The 17,678-nt window shown below is 43.4% G+C and carries 17 protein-coding genes, 4 pseudogenes and 1 riboswitch; of the genes and pseudogenes, 4 read left to right on the forward strand and 17 right to left on the reverse strand.

All coding sequences use genetic code 11. The features are described 5' to 3' along the window. Nucleotides 1-59 precede the first annotated feature (59 nt). The 7 genes and pseudogenes from splB to ACSVDE_RS09460 form a co-directional block, all read right to left on the reverse strand. Nucleotides 60-1,094 carry a spore photoproduct lyase gene (gene splB / locus ACSVDE_RS09430; RefSeq protein WP_439300671.1) on the reverse strand — a complete coding sequence of 345 codons (1,035 nt, stop codon included), beginning with the start codon at nt 1,092-1,094 and terminating at the stop codon, nt 60-62. 62 nt (nt 1,095-1,156) lie between these two features. After that, nucleotides 1,157-2,008 (reverse strand): HNH endonuclease, encoded by an 852-nt coding sequence (locus ACSVDE_RS09435; protein ID WP_439300672.1) that lies wholly within the window; start codon nt 2,006-2,008, stop codon nt 1,157-1,159. A gap of 88 nt (nt 2,009-2,096) precedes the next feature. Continuing rightward, nucleotides 2,097-2,699 (reverse strand): annotated as a pseudogene (locus ACSVDE_RS09440) (vitamin B12-dependent ribonucleotide reductase); the annotation flags it as partial. Nucleotides 2,700-2,977: 278 nt separating this feature from the next. Beyond that, a pseudogene (locus ACSVDE_RS09445) lies at nt 2,978-3,493 on the reverse strand (vitamin B12-dependent ribonucleotide reductase); the annotation flags it as partial. A gap of 259 nt (nt 3,494-3,752) precedes the next feature. Beyond that, a pseudogene (locus ACSVDE_RS09450) lies at nt 3,753-4,370 on the reverse strand (vitamin B12-dependent ribonucleotide reductase); the annotation flags it as partial. Nucleotides 4,371-4,703: 333 nt separating this feature from the next. Next, nucleotides 4,704-5,525 (reverse strand): annotated as a pseudogene (locus tag ACSVDE_RS09455) (ribonucleotide reductase N-terminal alpha domain-containing protein); the annotation flags it as partial. Between the two features lie 367 nt (nt 5,526-5,892). Further along, on the reverse strand, nt 5,893-6,726 hold the full coding sequence (locus tag ACSVDE_RS09460) for a lipoate--protein ligase family protein (protein ID WP_439300673.1): 834 nt from the start codon (nt 6,724-6,726) through the stop codon (nt 5,893-5,895). 232 nt (nt 6,727-6,958) lie between these two features. Between ACSVDE_RS09460 and ACSVDE_RS09465 the strand changes: the two genes are divergently transcribed. After that, nucleotides 6,959-7,291, forward strand: a complete 333-nt coding sequence (locus ACSVDE_RS09465) for a rhodanese-like domain-containing protein (protein ID WP_439301968.1) — start codon at nt 6,959-6,961, stop codon at nt 7,289-7,291. A gap of 322 nt (nt 7,292-7,613) precedes the next feature. On the opposite strand, the gene gcvPB is transcribed toward ACSVDE_RS09465, so the two are convergent. From gcvPB to gcvT, 3 genes are read right to left on the reverse strand one after another with little or no spacing between them, the layout of a single operon-like run. Further along, entirely contained in the window at nt 7,614-9,077 is a 1,464-nt protein-coding gene (gene gcvPB / locus ACSVDE_RS09470; RefSeq protein WP_439300674.1) for an aminomethyl-transferring glycine dehydrogenase subunit GcvPB, read from the reverse strand. Next, entirely contained in the window at nt 9,074-10,417 is a 1,344-nt protein-coding gene (gene gcvPA / locus ACSVDE_RS09475; RefSeq protein ID WP_439301969.1) for an aminomethyl-transferring glycine dehydrogenase subunit GcvPA, read from the reverse strand. Before gcvPA ends, gcvPB begins: the two co-directional genes overlap by 4 nt. Nucleotides 10,418-10,437: 20 nt before the next feature. Continuing rightward, the gene (gcvT, locus tag ACSVDE_RS09480; protein WP_439300675.1) at nt 10,438-11,532 is read right to left on the reverse strand and encodes a glycine cleavage system aminomethyltransferase GcvT; all 1,095 of its coding nucleotides are present in this window, start codon (nt 11,530-11,532) and stop codon (nt 10,438-10,440) included. A 199-nt stretch (nt 11,533-11,731) separates the two neighbouring features. After that, nucleotides 11,732-11,821, reverse strand: a riboswitch (glycine riboswitch). Nucleotides 11,822-12,075: 254 nt separating this feature from the next. Here gcvT and ACSVDE_RS09485 point away from each other — a divergent pair. The 3 genes from ACSVDE_RS09485 to ACSVDE_RS09495 all read left to right on the forward strand — a co-directional run bounded on the left by ACSVDE_RS09485 (nt 12,076) and on the right by ACSVDE_RS09495 (nt 15,076). After that, nucleotides 12,076-13,755 (forward strand): DEAD/DEAH box helicase, encoded by a 1,680-nt coding sequence (locus ACSVDE_RS09485; protein WP_439300676.1) that lies wholly within the window; start codon nt 12,076-12,078, stop codon nt 13,753-13,755. Continuing rightward, entirely contained in the window at nt 13,733-14,530 is a 798-nt protein-coding gene (locus ACSVDE_RS09490; protein ID WP_439300677.1) for a YqhG family protein, read from the forward strand. The genes ACSVDE_RS09485 and ACSVDE_RS09490 overlap by 23 nt, the downstream gene beginning before the upstream one ends. 87 nt (nt 14,531-14,617) lie before the next feature. After that, nucleotides 14,618-15,076 carry a YjdJ family protein gene (locus ACSVDE_RS09495; protein ID WP_439300678.1) on the forward strand — a complete coding sequence of 153 codons (459 nt, stop codon included), beginning with the start codon at nt 14,618-14,620 and terminating at the stop codon, nt 15,074-15,076. A gap of 39 nt (nt 15,077-15,115) precedes the next feature. Here the strand turns inward: ACSVDE_RS09495 and ACSVDE_RS09500 are convergent, their stop codons facing one another. Genes ACSVDE_RS09500 through comGC form a run of 7 tightly spaced genes read right to left on the reverse strand, consistent with a single transcriptional unit; the run spans nt 15,116 to nt 17,678 of the window. Beyond that, a complete protein-coding gene (locus ACSVDE_RS09500; protein WP_226546432.1) occupies nt 15,116-15,292 on the reverse strand; it encodes a YqzE family protein in 177 nt (58 codons plus the stop codon). Between the two features lie 27 nt (nt 15,293-15,319). Beyond that, a complete protein-coding gene (locus ACSVDE_RS09505) occupies nt 15,320-15,829 on the reverse strand; it encodes a shikimate kinase (RefSeq protein ID WP_439300679.1) in 510 nt (169 codons plus the stop codon). Next, the gene (gene comGG / locus ACSVDE_RS09510) at nt 15,829-16,188 is read right to left on the reverse strand and encodes a competence type IV pilus minor pilin ComGG (RefSeq protein WP_439300680.1); all 360 of its coding nucleotides are present in this window, start codon (nt 16,186-16,188) and stop codon (nt 15,829-15,831) included. The genes ACSVDE_RS09505 and comGG overlap by 1 nt, the downstream gene beginning before the upstream one ends. A 14-nt stretch (nt 16,189-16,202) precedes the next feature. Further along, the gene (comGF, locus tag ACSVDE_RS09515; protein WP_439300681.1) at nt 16,203-16,655 is read right to left on the reverse strand and encodes a competence type IV pilus minor pilin ComGF; all 453 of its coding nucleotides are present in this window, start codon (nt 16,653-16,655) and stop codon (nt 16,203-16,205) included. Then, the gene (locus tag ACSVDE_RS09520; RefSeq protein ID WP_439300682.1) at nt 16,618-16,947 is read right to left on the reverse strand and encodes a hypothetical protein; all 330 of its coding nucleotides are present in this window, start codon (nt 16,945-16,947) and stop codon (nt 16,618-16,620) included. The genes comGF and ACSVDE_RS09520 overlap by 38 nt, the downstream gene beginning before the upstream one ends. After that, on the reverse strand, nt 16,934-17,380 hold the full coding sequence (comGD, locus tag ACSVDE_RS09525; RefSeq protein ID WP_439300683.1) for a competence type IV pilus minor pilin ComGD: 447 nt from the start codon (nt 17,378-17,380) through the stop codon (nt 16,934-16,936). The genes ACSVDE_RS09520 and comGD overlap by 14 nt, the downstream gene beginning before the upstream one ends. Next, nucleotides 17,358-17,678 (reverse strand): competence type IV pilus major pilin ComGC, encoded by a 321-nt coding sequence (comGC, locus tag ACSVDE_RS09530; RefSeq protein ID WP_439300684.1) that lies wholly within the window; start codon nt 17,676-17,678, stop codon nt 17,358-17,360. Before comGC ends, comGD begins: the two co-directional genes overlap by 23 nt.

The raw sequence follows: 17,678 nt of genomic DNA on the forward strand, positions 1-17,678 counted from the left end.
AAATCAAAACATATTAAAAGGATACAATAATAAACTTTACGTGACAAGAGCAGATAAAGTCATGTAAAGTACTCGATCGATGCCTCCGGGAAGTAACTGTGAATGTATCCCTCTATCGTTTCGCGGAGTTCCTGTGCTTCATCCTTCTGGTACACATACTTCCCGATTCCGTAACGACCCCACTTATATTTTCGATTCTCTTCATCCATCTGCAACTTACTTTTCGGGTAACGTTTTTCGATGACTTTTTTCGCTGGTTTCGTGAAACGATGTTGAATCAATTCGAAAGTGATGTTCTTGAAATAGTCGGTCGGAATCATTTCATTGATGATATCAAAAAGTTCCTTGTATCCTTCTTTCCAATCATCGTGTAAGTATAATGGCGCAACGACAAAACCTAAAGGATAGCCTGCTTCCACAACTTTTTTGGCAGCACCTAAGCGTTGTTCTAGTGAGGAGGTCGCCATCTCCAGGTTTTTGATGACCCATTTGCTGTTCACACTGAATCGGAAACGTGTATTTCCATTGTGCTTCGCATCCAGCAGATGATCAACGTGATGATATTTCGTTGTGAATCGTAGACGTCCGAGCTCCGTTTGACCGATGAATTCGATCGTTCGTTTCAGAGAGTGTGTCAGATGGTCGATTCCGACGATGTCCGATGTACACGAAGCTTCGAACCTCGTGATTTCAGGCGCTCTTTCGTCCATATATTTTTGGGCTTGGCCGAAGATTTCGTCTAGGTTGACGTACGTCCGGATGTAAGGTTTGCTGCCGAGCGTTGTTTGGAGATAACAATAGTGACAGTGCCCCATACAACCTGTTGCGAGTGGAATCGCATATTCGGCGGATGGCTTGGATGTATCGAATTTGAGCGTTTTCCTGATACCGATCACGAGTGTGGATTTCGCATTCCGATACTTCTGAAGCTCGTTGTTTCCGGGTAAGTCCCGGACCTGGTTGTGAGATGTCGTTTCTCTGATTTCTAATCCCATATCTTCAAATTTTTGTTTCAATTCCTGTGCAAGAGGATATTTTTCTAACGCTTTTGGTTCGACATAGACCAATTGCGGCACGAATGGTTTCATAAGCATTTCACCTCGTGTTTAGTATGAGCGAGGTGTTTAAATATCTTTTAGGTAAATTTAGACAATTGCTATCTTCTAGATAAAACATAGAAATCAAATTGCTCTTTAACATTATAAGCACCACTATGTCGTTTTCTATGACACGGGAATTCACACAAGCTAATCAGATTTGAAAGTTCATTTGCCTTTTTCCAGTCCCCTTCAAAGTTACGAAAAGGAATAATATGATGAACAGAAAGTTCCTTACCGTATTCCAACTCAGTTATTCCACAATCCTGACAGGTGAAATTGTCACGTTTCCTAGCTATCCTTCTCTGTTTTCTCCAATTTGGCCCATAATAATCAATATCCCCACCTTGCCATGTTCCACTATTAACACCGGAGAATAAGCCTGAATTGGAATAATAATCTGACATACAATTAACAGAACAAAAGTTGAAATTTTTAACTACAGATGGTTTTTTGTCAAAATCCTTGTTACAACCAGTACATTTAACTATAACTCTCTTCTTATATTCAACTTTTCCTCTTTTACCATTAGCTTTACCTAAGCACTTTCTTGAACAATATTTTGCAGTTGTTTTTCTCGAGACAACCACCTCAAATGGTGTATTACATATCTCACAGTTAATCATAACTCTTTCCCTTAGATGTTGATTCTGTTTATTCTTTCTCCTGTAGTTGTACATACATTCTTTGTCACAAAAATTTCTTTTAGAAACTATACAGCGTTTTACATAGATTTCTTTTTTACAATAACTACATTTGATTTTCACTTTCTTTGTGAGTCTTTTCCAATGTTCCAATGGATTTTTCTTTTGATAACTATGTTGACACTCCCTAGAGCAATATTTTTTCCTATTAAATTGACTAGGTTTTACACTCAATATCTTATTGCATTCTAAACAATTCTTTTCCACAGTTTACAACACCTCCACGAAAAGAACGTATGTTCTTTTTAGTTGTTAAAAAATGAGACTATGCATTCGGCATAGTCTCATGTAGTAATTAGATTCCGCACTTCAACTGCGCATTACAGTTTGTACATGTGTTACATCCACCGATTTCTTTTACTTTACCTTTTCGGCAGACTGGACAAGTGTTTCCTACTTCGTTACCGATCGTTACGTCAGTAGAACGAAGGGCTGCAATCGTGTCAACGAGCACGACTTTCTTTGGTTCTTGTTCAGTTAGTGTTTCTTCTTCATCGAAAGTGTTTTCCTCAGCTTTTAGCGTTAAAACTTGGGAGTCACGGCTTCCGTCTACATAGACTGTTCCACCTTTTGCTCCACCGTTATATAGTCGCTCATAAACCGCTTGAACCTGCTCAACTGTATAGCCTTTCGGTGCATTAACAGTCTTACTTATTGAACTGTCGATCCAGTTCTGAATCACACATTGCGTATCCGCATGAGCTTCAGGTTTGAGTTCCATAGCTGATACGAACCACTCAGGTAAGTTATCTCCATCTGCATTCTCATTGCGCGACAAGTATTCGTTCACGATATCTGCCTTCACTTCGATGAACTTACCTAAACGTCCGCTACGGAAGTATGAGAATGAGAAGTAAGGTTCAAGTCCTGTACTTACACCGACCATAGTTCCTGTACTCACTTTTGTTACTCCCTGCTTTTGCAGGTGGAGGGATTATCAGTACCCTCTCCATTTGTCGCCAAATGGGTCAGACTATATCATCAACCAGTTTAAAACTGGTGCTCGGCATGTAGTCGTTGAGGGGTCAGCCACGACTTCCCTGCGGATTGTCTGCACCTTTTAATTTTTACCCAATAATATGTGCTGGCAAAGCACGGGTACAAAAGGATACTCAGAGTTTCCCGCATATAGCCAAGTTTACCTATACTTTTACAAGTAGAGGGGGCAATTTATTTACCCGTAGGAGCTACAGTCAACAGGTGCGAGTTACGAATACCATGCTCGAGGACACCTTGTCGGATGTCATCAGGCATTTTCTTCATATAGCCTGTACTGATGAAAGCTTCTCGTAATTCTCTTGTTTCTTCATCTGTTTTGCCAACTAAGAATGGGAAGCTACCTTTTTCTTTCGCCAATTCGATTGACTCACGATAAGCAGTCGTTGCCATCGTTTCAAAAATCTCATCGACGAGCTTGTTCCCTTCCTCAGATCCGTATTTCGTCTCACAGTAGATGAGCAAATCATGTAAGCCCATCACTCCAAGCCCAACACGGCGCTCACCAAGAGCTTGTTCCCGGTTATTCTCCAAGAAATAAGGAGTTGCATCAATAACGTTATCCTGCATACGGACACCCGTACGAACCGTTTGTCTCAGTTTCTCAAAATCGACCTTCTTCGTCTCTTTATCAGCGACATTTGCTAAATTGACAGCCGCCAAGTTACAGACGGAATATGGTGCGAGAGGTTGTTCCAGTTTGTTATCCTTTCGGCTTTTTATCCGAAAGTTCTACACCTTGATCGTTCGGTGCAGCTCGGCATATCTTTTCATTAATGATAAACATTAATGTTGCGGCCTCGTGGATCGGTTATATTCTGCTACAAGCAGTTTCACGATCTATGCTCTGCCCCTGGCTAATCTTTTTAAAATTAGCCTTCGGTTCGGATTCCCATCTCAGGGTTCCCGCTTAATTCCGCAATTTTTTACGTGAGGCAAATTAAGCTACTCTACCACACGGGTTCGTCGCAACGACCTTCTGTCCATATGCCTTCGCATTTGTCATTTCGTTTGCATTGTCGATAAAGAAAATACCTGGTTCTGCTGAATAGGTTGCACAGATATTAATGAGGTTCCATAGTTCACGCGCTTTGATTCGCTTGTAAACGCGGATACCGTATCCTAGTGCTTCCCATTCACGAACATCTCCGTATTCGTGCCACTTATTGTTGTATTCGAGCATTTCTTCAAATGTGTAATTCTCCACATCCGGGAAACGCAATTCATATTCTGCGTCGTTTTCTACAGCTTCCATAAACTCTTTTGTCACACATACCGAGATGTTCGCTCCAGTTAGGAACTCTGAATTATGAACGCTGTATGTTCCACCTGTGCGAAGCTTTTCTTCTGCTTCTTTAATGGCTTTATCAGTAAAACCACCTTGACCAGGGATGCTCTTGTAATTCACGATCCCTTGGTACATCAACTGTTCCGTCTCTGTCAGTGGTGTAAATTTCAATTTATCAAGGGCAAGTTGCTTGATTCGCTCGTCCTTTGTATTCTCAACCAAGTATCGTAAAATTCTTGGGTTTTGCATTTTAGAAATAATGAATTCGATAATGTCAGGATGCCACGCTTATACCGTCCTTTTCAGGATACTTTAACTCTGCTTTCGCAGACGGTCTAGACTATATCATCACCCTCAGCTCTACCTGTTAGGGGTTGGGCGCTTCGAAGATCGAATGATCTCCTACTCTACTTCCTAAGACTGCGCTTAGGTTTCGATAGTCGTTGAACCTTCACCTTCATAGGTGCTTGGCTGCTGATTACCCAATCCGATCAATTTTTAGCATTCACGCTCACCGTTCCCAGTCACGTTGTAGCTTGATCGTCTCTAAGGATTTTTCAGCAATTCACCCAATTTTCTAGTCATTCATTGTCTGAATGACGCGGACTAGAAAATTTAATCCGCTAACATAATCATCTGCGCACCTCTGCGCGACCCGCCTTGTTCTACAAGGTGAGTCAACTTCGCAATATCATCCAGCCATGAAACGGATCCGGATGATTTTCCATTCACGCCTTTTGCCAGTGTGTTTCTCGGTCGGAGCGTCGAACCGTTCGTTCCGACTCCGCCACCACGGCTCATGATCTCCATCACTTGTTTACGGTGATCCGAAATTCCTTCTCTCGAGTCTGCTACAAACGGCATCACGTAACAGTTGAAGTATGTGACTTCTGTCGCAGCACCTGCTCCGTATAGAACTCGTCCAGCTGGTACGAAGTTCAAGTTCACCAGCTCGTGATAAAACTTCTCGAATGACTCTTGTCTCTTTTCTTTGGTTTCTTCAACGGCTGAAAGACCTGTCGCATTTCGCTTTGCGATTTGCTCATAGTAGATTTCAAGCGGCTTATCAATCGTATCCAGTGATCTTTTTACAATTCCAGTTTCGATCTCCTCAGGCTTGTCTAATACGCCTCGATAATCGTCTTCTACCTTCACTTCCGCCATTTTTTGTTCTCGGTCCAATGAAACGATGAACCCGACACCTCTTGCTGGGAATTTCGGGTCGTCCTTTACAGTCAATACGACGAAATCCCCGACCTTCAACGTCCTTTTCTCGGTATCCTTGAACGAATACCGGTCCAACATGACCAATCGAGATACACCTTTGTGTGTAGTGTGCATGTCCGATGTGATCGGATGCACCTGTTCGAATTTAGCAATGTCCTCATTCAACCGGTCAATGTTGATATGATGTCGTTGCTCCCCTGTTACAATCGCCATCCAGGATCCTCCTCATTATTTAGTGTTTTTATGTTTTTTCATTAATGCTTTATGTGTACCCAAATAATAGCATATCCAACCTCCCGATATCAATATATAGTGTACATTATATTTAAATAGTACAATATATTGTGTAATTTAGAACGAATAAGAATAATCTTGTCAAAATCAGAAAGGTGTAAAATGTGTAGAATGGTGGAGAAAAATGTCCAAATCCCTCCCTATTTCATCTGGAATAACAAATTTATCTGTTTGCAGGTTTTTAGGATTTTTGAGCTATAGATGTGCCATAAGTTTTACTCATATCCTTCTTTTGTGCCTGAAAAAAAATAAAACTGCAGCTCGTTTCAGCTGCAGTTTTTCCACATTATCGTCGATAAGTCCATTCGTCATTTGCATAACGTCGTTCAATGATCTCATCTATATATCGTTTTTGTTCATCGTTCAGTTCAAGTGGGACGAGTTCCACATCAAGCCCATCTGCAAATCCTTGTTTGAATGCTTTTTTTGATTCTTCAATAGTTACTTTCTCTTGGCGGAGGTCGTTGATGGCAACCGCTTTTTTGCTGAACGCTTTTTGCATCAGCTCGCGAACACGCTCATTTGCAAATTTGAAACAATCAAACAGTTTGTCTTCATCTATATCTAGTAAGATGGATCCGTGCTGGAGAATGACGCCCTTTTGTCTCGTTTGCGCACTTCCGGCAACCTTCCGTCCCTCAACAACGAGCTCATACCAGGAAGGAGCATCGAAACAGACTGCTGAACGCGGATTTTTCAAGCCGGCCTTTTCCTCCTCAGTTCGTGGAACCGCAAAATAGGCATCCAATCCAAGGTTCCGGAATCCTTCGAGAATCCCTTCTGAAATGACTCGGTATGCTTCAGTCACGGACTGCGGCATCTTCGGATGTTCCTCTGTCACGATCACACTGTAAGTCAGTTCCTGATCATGTAAAACTGCCCTTCCACCGGTCGGTCGACGGACAAATCCATATCCGTGTTCCTTGACTGCATCCATATTGATTTCTTTATCTACCTTTTGAAAATAACCGACGGACAGCGTCGCAGGGTTCCATTCATAAAATCGGACGACTGGCTTGATTTCGCCTTTACTGTGCCATTCTAAGAGCGCTTCATCCAACGCCATATTATAAGCTGGTGAACATGCACCAGAATCGATAAAATACCATTGCTCTTTCATTCGAACATAACGCCTCTTTCTATAACAATCGTCTGTATGTACCGTTCATAGTTTAACAGATTTATGAACAAGGGTACAATGAATGCTCTTTTGGCGTAACTTTGTTTTGCGAATACGGTCAATCCTGTATATAATGGACATGGTATATTTTTATGAATTCTATAGAAAGAAACTAGGGGGAAATAGCATGGATTGGATTTTATGGGTATTGCCAGTAGGGCTGCTACTATATATGATCATTGCTGGCCTTTATCAACGTAGACAATTGAAGACTTTGACTGAAGAAGAATTCCGTAGCGGTTATCGAAAGGCGCAACTCATTGATGTCCGCGAAGCAAAAGAGTACGATAACGGACATATATTAGGAGCGCGTAACATCCCACTATCTCAGCTCCGTATGCGTCATAAAGAAATCCGTCAAGATCAACCGGTATACCTATACTGCGAAAGCGGAATGCGTACAGTTAGGGCAGCGGCAGTCTTAAGGAAAAAAGGCATTAAAGACCTTTACAACCTCAAAGGCGGATTCAAAAAATGGAACGGTAAAGTAAAAAAAGCAAAATAAGCTGATAGAGTGAGATCGAAATGATCTCACTCTTTTTATTTGGACAGCTTTCTGTCCTTCATTTTCGTTTTATCGCAATTTGGGGGATAGAAAGAGCCTCTTGCTGTCCTCCATTTTTGTCTGTTTGTCATTTGGAGGATAGAAAGCGACACTTTCTATCCTCCATTTTCGTTTTTTCAGTAAATGAGGGATAGAAAGAACCCTTTGCTGTCCCTCATTTCTGGTTTCCTGAGTTTTGAAGGACAGAACCAGCCCTGAATACAACGAAAAAGAAGGACGGACCCCCAAACTAAACCCGGGATCCGTCCTTTCATCTTCATCTTTATTGTTTTTCGTAGCGAAGGATCGGTTTACGTGCTGCTGTCGTTTCGTCCATTCGCTTGATGACTGTAGTATGTGGTGCTTGCTGTACCACTTCAGGGGATTCTTCCGCTTCTTTCGCGATCTGAATCATTGCCTCGATGAACTCATCCAACGTTTCTTTTGATTCCGTTTCCGTCGGCTCGATCATCAATCCTTCCTCAACGTTTAGAGGGAAGTAGATGGTCGGCGGGTGGTAACCGAAGTCTAGCAGGCGTTTCGCCATGTCCAACGTACGGACACCAAGCTTCTTCTGACGCTTCCCGGAAAGGACGAATTCGTGCTTACAATGTTGAGAGAATGGAAGGTCAAAGTGTGGCGCGAGCTTGCGCATCATATAGTTCGCATTCAATACCGCGTAATCACTGACCTTTTTCAGACCGTGACGGCCCATCGTCATGATATACGTATAAGCACGGACGTTGATTCCGAAGTTACCGTAAAATGGCTTCACACGGCCGATAGAATCCGGCAAGTTGTAATCGAACACATACCCTTCTTCCGTCTTCTTCAAAATCGGCTTCGGCAAGAATGGCATCAAGTCCTTTTTCACACCGACTGGACCTGATCCTGGACCGCCGCCTCCGTGAGGACCTGTGAACGTCTTATGCAAGTTCAAGTGAACGACGTCAAAGCCCATGTCTCCTGGACGGGTACGCCCCATGATTGCGTTCATGTTCGCTCCGTCATAGTAAAGCTTTCCGCCAGCTTCGTGCACGATTCGTGCCATATCAAGGATATGCTCTTCGAAAAGACCGAGCGTATTCGGGTTGGTCAACATCAACGCTGCCGTATCTTCACCAACGACACGCTTCAAGTCTTCCAAGTCTACTAGGCCATTTTCATCTGATTTTACCGTTACAGACTCAAATCCAGCCACGACTGCAGAAGCCGGGTTCGTTCCGTGTGCAGAGTCAGGAACGATGACTTTCGTACGGTTGTGGTCTCCGTTTTTCTCATGGAAGGCACGGATCATCATGAGACCAGTCCACTCACCATGAGCACCTGCTGCAGGCTGTAGCGTCACTTCGTCCATACCGGTGATCTCTTCTAGTGACGTTTGAAGATCGTACATCATTTCCATTGCACCTTGGACCGTATCTTCGTCCTGATAGGGATGGATGTGTGCGAATCCTGGGATCCGTGCGACATCCTCATTGATTTTCGGATTATATTTCATCGTACAAGAACCTAATGGGTAGAATCCGGAATCTACTCCGTGGTTACGCTTCGATAATGCTGTGTAGTGTCGCATGATTTGAAGCTCGGAAACTTCTGGTAGCTCCGGCTCTTCCTCACGGATATAGTCAGCATCGAGCATTTCTTCAATGGGAGTTTCCGGGACATCTAATTCGGACAGGCTGTATCCTGCACGTCCTGGTTTTGACAATTCAAAAATGAGCGCTTGGTCTTTTTCGTGACTCATTGGACTCCCCCCAATTCTTTAACGAATGTATCGATTTCTTCTTTCGTGCGTTGTTCCGTTACCGCGATCAGCATGTGCTGGTCGAGATCCGGGTAGTATTGACCGAGGTCGTAACCGCCAATGAATCCTTTTTCAAGCAGGGCTTTATTGACGTCTTTCACTGGCCTCGAAACCTTCACAACCAGCTCGTTGAAAAACTTCCCGTTAAAATGAACGTCCAATCCCGCTGCTTCTAACTGCTTCTTCGCGTAGTGTGCTTTTTGCAAGTTCTGCACCGCGATTTCTTTGATGCCTTTTTTACCAAGAGCGGTCATGGCAACAGATGCAGCCAATGCGTTCAATGCCTGGTTGGAACAGATGTTGGATGTCGCCTTATCACGACGGATATGCTGTTCACGCGCTTGCAAAGTCAGAACGAATCCGCGTTGTCCTTCTTCGTCAGTCGTTTGACCGACAAGACGCCCCGGTACTTTACGCATCAATTTCTTCGTCGTTGCAAAATAACCACAGTGCGGTCCACCGAAGGCAGCCGGGATTCCGAATGGTTGTGCGTCGCCGATGACGATGTCAGCACCGAACTTGCCTGGTGGCGTAAGTGCACCAAGTGACAACGGGTTGCTGGAGACGACGAACATCGCTTTTTCAGAGTGGACGATTTCTTCAATCTCTTTCAACGGTTCAATTTGTCCGAAAAAGTTCGGGTATTGGACGATCACACAAGCTGTATCTCCATCTACCTCTGCCTTCAACGCTTCTAAATCCGTCGTACCGTTGGATGCTTCCACTTCTACGACTTCAAGGTTCGGACCTTTTGCATACGTATGAAGCACGCTCAATGCTTCTGGATGGACGCTCTTGGAGACGATGACTTTCTTCTTGCGCGTTTGGGCTGCACTTAAGAAAGACGCTTCCGCCAACGCCGTTTGTCCATCATACATAGAGGAGTTCGCTACTTCCATGCCTGTCAATTCACAGATCATCGTCTGGAATTCAAAGATCGCTTGAAGCTCTCCTTGTGAAATCTCAGGCTGGTAAGGTGTATAAGCTGTATAGAATTCTGAACGCGAAATGACGTGATTGACGATGGATGGAATGTAGTGATCATACACTCCTGCACCTAAAAATGATGCGTACTCCTTCGTGTTGACGTTTTTGTTCGCGAGCTTCGTCATCTTCTTCATCAGATCCGGCTCAGGAATTGCTTCTGAGATATTCAAATCCCCTTTGAATCGTACGTTTTCAGGGATATCAGCAAACAGCTCATCAATGGAATCGATGCCGATTTCGGCTAACATGTCCTTTTCGTCTTGCTCTGTCATTGGTAAGTAACGGAATTTCACCATTCATTCCCCCTCGTTATTTAACGTTTATAGAAAGGCGTTTTAACCACTTCTGCTTTTAGTCGGCGTTTACGGACCTGTACTTCGACTTCTGTGCCAAGTTCCGCATACTCCGTGTTGATGATGGCTAGTCCAAGGTTTTTACCTAGTGTAGGAGATTGCGTTCCAGTCGTCACTTCTCCGATTTTTTCATCATTTTTGAAAACTTCGTAGTGTGTACGTGGAATGCCTTTTTCGATCATCTCAATGCCGACGAGCTTTCGCTTGAGGCCTTCTTCTTTCTGCTTCGTCAAGGCTTCTTTTCCGATGAAATCGGCTTCCTTTTTCACTTTGACCGCAAATCCGATACCTGCTTCCAGTGGAGAGATCTCAGCTGTAAGCTCTTGACCGTAAAGAGCAAGGCGAGCTTCAAAGCGTAGTGTGTCCCGAGCACCTAGGCCGATCGGTTGCACTCCGTCTTCTTTTCCAGTCTCTAAAATCTTCTTCCATAGCGTTGGGGCATCTTGGCTGTCGCAATAGATTTCAAAACCATCTTCCCCTGTGTATCCAGTTCGGGAGACAAGCGCATTCGTGCCATCCAGGTCAACGTCTTCCGCAAATTTGAAGAATCCGATTTCACTGAGGTTGTAATCCGTCAGTTTTTGAAGGACTTGCTCAGCTACTGGTCCTTGAAGTGCAAGCTGGGCAACGTCATCGGAAATGTTCTTGATTTCGACATCGCCTTTTTTATTTTTCACGAGCCAATCATAATCTTTTTCTGTATTGGCTGCGTTCACGACGAGCAGATAATCTTCGTCTGCACGCTTATAGACGAGAAGGTCGTCAACCGTGCCACCATCTTCATAGCACATCGCTGTGTATTGAGCTCCGCCATCCTTCAATTTCGAAACGTCGTTCGTCATGACATATTGAAGGAAGTCTAGTGCACCCGGACCCTTCACGCTGACCTCACCCATGTGAGAAACGTCGAACAATCCTGCTTTCGTACGTACAGCTTCATGCTCTTCTTTAATGCTAGAAAACTGGACAGGCAGTTCCCAGCCTCCAAAATCGATTACCTTCGCACCGTACTCTTTGTACAGCTCAAATAATGGTGTTCGCTGCAAGGTAGACATGAACATCTCTCCTCTTCTATTTTTATTTAAAGTTTCGTTATCTAGCTGCCAGATTTGTCTTTCAGTCTTTGTAAAACAGAAAAAGACAAAGAAGACTGATCTGTCTTCTCTGTCCTTGTACCTGAAAGTTTATCGCAGTGTTAGCAAACTGCGATTGTCCCCTTTGGTGGCTCCATCATCGGAACACTCTCCAGAGCTGCGTCAAACAAGAGTCCGTTTGCCTGAGAGATTCGCTAATGCTTGCTCCTTCGGCGCTACTTCAAAGAGTAGTCTCTCCCCTTGTTCTCACTCGCCTCTATATGGTTCATGCAGCCGATTTTCACCGGCTGTTCAGACTAAATCAATAGCAGCTATTATATTTCTAAGTTCGCTTGTTCATACTAAGTATGAAACTAGTTCTATCTTATCATCGAACGACGTAAAATGACAATTATCTTTTCTATGAAAGCGTTCTATTTAACACATTTAACGAACGTTTCATAATCTCATATATTTAATGTTCGTCATTAACGCTGAATACATCTCTGGAAAGGGTTTTCTAGTATGACGTTTTCAATCCAACATGATCAATCCTGGGCTTCGGACTTCCTCAAGCGGATGGACGAGGATGGACCCTGGGCGAACTGGGAGTTATATCAACTTGCACTTGAAGCAGAGAAAAGCTTGATCATACCTGAGTTCCTTGGATTACAAGCTCCAAGGCATATTCCACATGTCCAGATCCTCCCCCACCAATTGGAGGTGGCGAGGAAAGTCATCGAGGACATGAACGGAAAAGGTATTCTTGCTGATGAAGTCGGTCTTGGTAAGACGATCGAGGCTGGCCTGATTATGAAAGAATACATGATTCGCGGGCTTGCGAAGAAAATTCTCATTCTCGTTCCGGCTTCACTTGTCATCCAATGGACGCATGAATTGAACACGAAATTCCTCATTCCAGCGGTCCCGCAAAAGAAAGCGTATGTATGGGAACAGTGTGATGTAGTCGTGTCCTCAATTGACACAGCAAAGCGTAGTCCTCACCGTGACATCGTCCTGAATCAGGATTACGATCTGATCATTATTGATGAAGCACATAAATTGAAAAACAAGAAAACGAAAAACTATGAATTCGTCCAACACTTGAAAAAGAAGTACTGTCTGTTGCTGACTGCAACGCCGATTCAAAATCGTGTGGAAGAAGTGTTCAACCTAGTATCACTTCTGAAGCCGGGTCATCTTGGAAATGAAGAATATTTCGATGAAGCGTATCGCTCTGGAAAATACAATGTCCAGAATGAAGAAAAGCTGAAGCAATTGATCAACAAGGTGATGGTGCGGAATCGACGAGAAGATACCGGTCTTAAGTGGCCGAAACGGATCGTCAAGACGATTCCGATCACCCTCTCACCTACCGAAAGACAGTTGTATGAATCCATTACGAATACAAGGAAAAATACGACACTCGCACAACAGCACGCCTTTTCTACAATCACTCTCCAGCGTGAAGTTTGCAGCAGCCGGGAAGCAGTTTTCCTAACGCTGAAAGCGATGTCCGAAAAAGATGGCATCAGTGATGAAGCCCGAAATTCAGCTATCAACCTGATGCAGGAGATCGAGAACGTCGATCGGAACTCGAAAGCTGAAAAGGCTCTGGAGATCATCCAGTCGATTGACGATAAGGTCATCATTTTCACCGAGTACCGGGCCACCCAATTGTATTTACAGTGGTACCTGAAGCAGCACGGAATCAGTTCCGTTCCATTCCGAGGCGGTTTCAAGCGGAACAAAAAAGACTGGATGACGCATCTGTTCAAAAACCATGCGAAGGTTTTGATTGCCACCGAAGCAGGTGGAGAAGGAATCAACCTCCAATTTTGCCAACATATCATCAACTATGACCTGCCATGGAACCCGATGCGTATTGAACAACGAATCGGCCGTGTCCACCGGATCGGTCAGGAACATGATGTGCATATTTATAATTTCGCAACGGAAAACACGATTGAAGAACACATCCTACGATTGTTATACGAGAAAATCAACTTGTTTGAAAACGTCATCGGTGACCTGGATGAGATCCTCTCACGTGTCGGTATGAAGAACATCGAGCAACATATCCGGGATATTTTCTATGATTCGGATACAGACGGGGAAGTACGGATCAAGATGGATAATCTGACATCACTCTTAACGTATAATGAGGACGAGGGGGATTCATATGCTTCAGAAGGACATTCATAATTTCCTTGAGCGATACTTCAACGCGAATGATTGCGAGTTGTTGGAACGTTATAACAACATGCTCCATGTCCAGTTGACGATTGAATTGGATAAGTTGTTGATGAATAGACCCTTCTATTGGCATTATCAACAAATGACCGGTGCTGAACCTAATCCGATGAAATTGAAGTTGCGCACAGAACAAGCAGAGGATGGGAGTGGTGATGGAGAGTTCATTCACTTCGGTTCTCCGAGGCTTCATCAAATCTTCCAATCAACAAAACAGTTGGGATCTTATATCCGGTTGTATGAGAATGTGATGCAGAATAACCAATCCTATATTCCGCTAGTACCGTGGCTCGGATTGAACATCAAAGTATCTTACCAATGCGATCGGAAAAAAGATCTCTTGCATTCAATCGGATTGAATCTGATCAACGGTATGATGGTCAGCGAGTTCCAATCCCTTTTACAGGTTAAACCACTGACACCGAAAATTCCGGATTATTGCTATACGATGAGCTCGATGATCAAGCCGGTAAGTGGAATCAAAAGGATCGAGTCTTATGTTGAACAAACGATCCGAGAGGATGACCCTCAATGGTCCATCGATGCCCGTAAACGTTGGCAAGAGGATGATGAATTACTTGATCACTTCTACCGAGACGTTGAAGTGTTGCCTGAATCCTATCATGTTGAAAAGCAAGCGTTAAAAGAGTTGTATGAACCGAAAGTGATTGTACAAATCATCAACGGTGGTATGTTCTATCTATCGAACCATACGATGATGCAATAACGAAAAGTGCGAGAACGATTCGCACTTTTTTTGCTTTTCTAAAAGGAATTTAGTGGTAAAATGAGGGAAAAAGAGAGGTGTGAAAGCATGGGTTTCATCATCCAGATCGGGTTTGCTATCATGTTATTCTTATTTGCAACTGCTGTAGCATGGTATGAGGGGAGCGCTTTGCTTAATGATCCATGGGAATGGAAGTACACGACACCCTTCAGTGGTGAAGTGACTCAGGAAAGCGATATATCACAGCTGGACTTTTTCTTTTACGCAGCGAAATTCGAACCGACTTTTCCGCTCTTGATGGCTACAAGTCTACTATACATAATCGTTTTAGTGGCTTACAGATCTTTTAACAACCAACGAAAAGGGATTCTCTTCTTTTCTTGCTTTGGTGCATCGCTATTGATCAGTTCGAGCTTCATGATCCAATCACCGACAATCGGGGCTGCATTATTCACGAAACTGTTCATTACTGCAGGTATTTTGTGCATCGGTTCAGCATGCTACCAGTTCTTTCGTCTTCGGAAAAAGACAGATGCAATGATTTGAAAGAAATAAAGGATGGGTCACGTGATGATGACCCATCCTTTACTTTTTCTTTATGAACATGGAGATCGCCATCGGAACGAGGCCGAACCACTTCACAGAAAGTGGTGCTTTTTCTTCCTTTCGCCCTTCTTTCGTTTTCTTCCGGTCTTCTTTTGGCTGATCCACGTATTTTACAAATTGTTGAGTAAGATACTTGATGAGATCATTCAACGACATCCTGATCACCCGTTTTTACCATACATTCTAGACAATCTCGGTTGCTTTTATCCATTCCTGTATTTCATCGGCTATTTGTTCGACTGTCTTATGATCTGTTTGCACAGTAAAGTGGGCATCTTCGTAATACGGTTGACGTCGCTCTGCTAGTCGGGCCAACTCCGATTTGGACTTCCCTTTCGCAAGCGGTCTGCCGTCGTCTCCTGACAATCGGTCATAAATCGTATCCACCTCTGCATCCAAGTAAATAACATAACCGTTTTGTTTCATGAATTGGCGATTCTCTTTTCTTATTACAACACCGCCGCCAGTCGTTATGATGACTTCGTTCGTTGGTAGTTCACGAAGGGCGTTCTGTTCTTCATCCCGGAAATAGACTTCCCCTTTCTGCTCAAAAATCGTGGGGATTTTCCAAGATAATTTTTCTTCAATGTATGCATCTAAATCAATGACCTGCATCTTCATCCGTTCTCCAAGCACTTTTCCAACTGTCGTTTTCCCTGCCCCCATGAAACCAGTCAAGTATATCGTTTTCACTAGACCACCACCCACTGAATGACTTGTTCGTTAACATAATCATAATACAATAAACCCGTACCTTTTCCGAAACGCGTTCCTTCAGCTTCAAACCGTACTTTGATTATACCTTCTACATAATCGGTTATGAAATACTCCACTCTCCCCACGGAATGATTGAATACCCCAACATCACCACTTTTGAGCTGAGCGGAACGTAATTGTGGAAGTATCTCCTCTCTTGAAAGCTGTAAAAGGATCGATGTTTGAAACCAACTGGTTTTCGTCCGGATGAAATCCCGTTCGCTATTCAAGATCTGAATGTTGTATACCGTCACCGAAACGAGAAGGATGGACAACATGACGGACAACGCTGTCATATACCCGCCCTGTTTCATTGATTCAAGAATGACTGGACGAGGATAGACTTATGTGTGAATCTTTGTCCGTTCGCTTCAACTGTAATTGATACTACCGTATGAAGAAGAGAAAAATCAATCGCTTCAATCCGTTGAAGGATGATTTCAAAGCCTCTTCCATCCACCTTGCGAATCACCCGGTTCCCATTCTTCTCATACGTAATGAGTTTCCCACTTGGTTGAGTCAAGTATAACTTGTTTGAACTGATTTCAGCATCCGTCGAACCCTGGATCTCCTTATCGGCTTGTTCAAAAAAGAGATTCACTTCTTGTCGGTGCAATGAGGTTCCATCAGTTGAAAAAATCAGCTGATACATGGATGGCACTAATGAAACGAATGCGAGAAACAAAATCAGACTCAATACCGTTTCAAGCATCGTAATGCCTTGCTCATCTAACTTCACCGCATACTGATTTCGCCCTGTCATTCGAACCCTTCCAATCTAAACAAATTTTCATGACCTCTGCATTTTGATCCCATGACACGTTAAAGGTTTTCCCATTATTGTCCGAGTGGACATTTGATGCAGGTAATGCTCTTGTAACCTGCCATTCTTGTAATAGGTTGTGACACATAGTGATCGCGATACTTTCTTCCTGAAGCGTCACTCTTTCCTGATAAATCTCATGTAGAATCGGGGCAACCGATACGATAGTAAACATGAACAGACTGAATCCAATCATTGTATCCAGAAGTGTCCACCCTCTACAATTGTTCAATGTAGAAACGTCCTTTACCAAGCAAGAAGACGATTTTGTACGATCCCCTCTTAGATCGCAGCAAAATCGTACCCCCTTTTTGAATGGTACCGTTGCTGCTGTATTCGAAAACCAGACCTGTTGACACTTCTTGAAAATAAAGACCTTCAGGGTATTCTACAGACTTGATCTTTTTCATAGGACCGGATTGAATGGTATATTGCTTGGTCGCATTATTGAATTTCACTTGTACTTTTGCTCGTTCGGTGAGTGCATACTGTTGTGCATAATGGAGATCTGAAGTAAGGAGTTGGATGAATTGTTGCACCTCTCTGCTTTCTTGAAGAGGCTTTAAGTTGATGACCACCACTCCCATCATGAGAACAAGAAGAGATAATACCATCACCACTTCAATCATCGTAAACCCGCCTTCAATTTGTCTGGACTGTTTCACTCGGACGTACCACTTTCCCATTCTCAAGCTGTAGTTCCTCTCCATCCGGACATTTCCAACGATCGATGTATTCACTCATCACAGTGAAATCGGCAGGAAGTTCACCCTTCTCGACCTCATAAGCCGCTACCTGGCTTTGCACCAGTTGAATGGTCGCTTCACAGCTTTTTTCTTTTACAACATGACTGTTCTTCGCCATATTTGGTACAGCGATCAGCAATAGAATTGAAATGATCAGGATCACAATCAACATTTCGATCAAAGTAAAGCCGGACTCATTTGCTTTCAAACGACACAT

The organism is Pseudalkalibacillus sp. Hm43 (assembly GCF_051842935.1).
Classification (GTDB): Bacteria; Bacillota; Bacilli; order Bacillales; family Fictibacillaceae; genus Pseudalkalibacillus.